The organism is Pedobacter sp. 01N416 (assembly GCF_056399685.1).
On the sequence record NZ_JBFTRT010000883.1, the window covers coordinates 1 to 1,259 of the forward strand.

A 1,259-nucleotide genomic window follows, 5' to 3' on the forward strand; every position below is an offset into this window, starting at 1 on the left:
CTTTAATCGTTACGCCATAAAGTAAATCCTGTAATTGCATCATATTAATTATTGAATGATTGAATTAGAGAATGATAGAATGTGGATATAGCCTTTAAACATTCACTCATTCAAAATTCTCTCATTTTATCATTCCTTTTAATTCAACTCTATCTGTACACCCAATCCTTTACCCACCTTTGTTCCGGCGATGATGGATTGACTGACCACTTTTCCGGAACCCGAAACCTTTGTTTTCAAACCCGCATTTCCCAAAAGATACAATGCATCTTTCAGTCCCATTCCCGCCACATTTGGCATCACACCTTTACGCTCGTTATTTTCTTGAAAAACTGTTCCCGCACTGGTATCTATAATATTGTAATACTCAGATTTTGAAGCAAAAAGCGGTTTAAAACCAAATGCTTTATACACTTTCTGAGTCGCTTTACTCTGTCCTGCTTTTGTTGGCGGATTACCCGTATTACCTACCAAACGGGTCGGCACATCGTTATACATCTGCATATCGCTGGCATAAATACGGTCGGCGATTTCCCTGAACACAGGGCCCGAAACCGTAGCACCATAATAAGCACCTTTTGGATCGTTAATTACCACRATTAAAGAATACTTAGGCTTATCAGCTGGAAAATACCCTACAAAAGAAGCCTGATATTGTTTTTTCCCTTTATATCCTTTATTTGCATCAGCCACCTGGGCAGTACCGGTTTTACCCGCGATCGGATATAGCGGATTATAAACGATCTGCTTTCCACTACCTTCCGTAACCACACCTTCAAGCATTTTCTTGATCTTGCTGAGGGTAACATCCGAACATATTTTATCGTTAATTACCCTTGCTTTAAACTGCTCGATCGGGTTCCCCAGCCTTCTGATCTCTTTCACAAAAATTGGAGCTACCATTTTACCATTGTTAGCTACCGCATTATACAATGAGAGCATCTTTAACGGTGTCAACATCATTTCGTAACCGTAAGCCATTTGCGGCAGCGTCATGTTTTTGTTCCAGCTTTTGTTCCCTTTAGGATTTTTGATCACCGGCATTGCCTCACCAGGAATCTGCAGTTCCATTTTTTTGTTCAGCCCCCAATCATATAGGTGATCTGTAAATTTCATCGGATCGCTGCCATAATGCGTGTTGATCAGCTTTGCGATTGCAGCATTGGAAGAGGTTTCAAAGGCTTTTTTTGCTGTAACCGTTTCAATTTTTGGATGTGAATCCGTAATCAGTTTTCCAGGGATCTGATAATAACCAGTAC

1 protein-coding gene is annotated in these 1,259 nt (G+C 40.4%); it reads right to left on the reverse strand.

Features of this window, described 5'->3' with window-relative positions; translation table 11 throughout:
• Nucleotides 1-138: 138 nt before the first annotated feature.
• Nucleotides 139-1,259: penicillin-binding transpeptidase domain-containing protein (locus AC1DND_RS28110; protein ID WP_477586179.1), on the reverse strand; the 1,121-nt coding region annotated here is incomplete at its 5' end.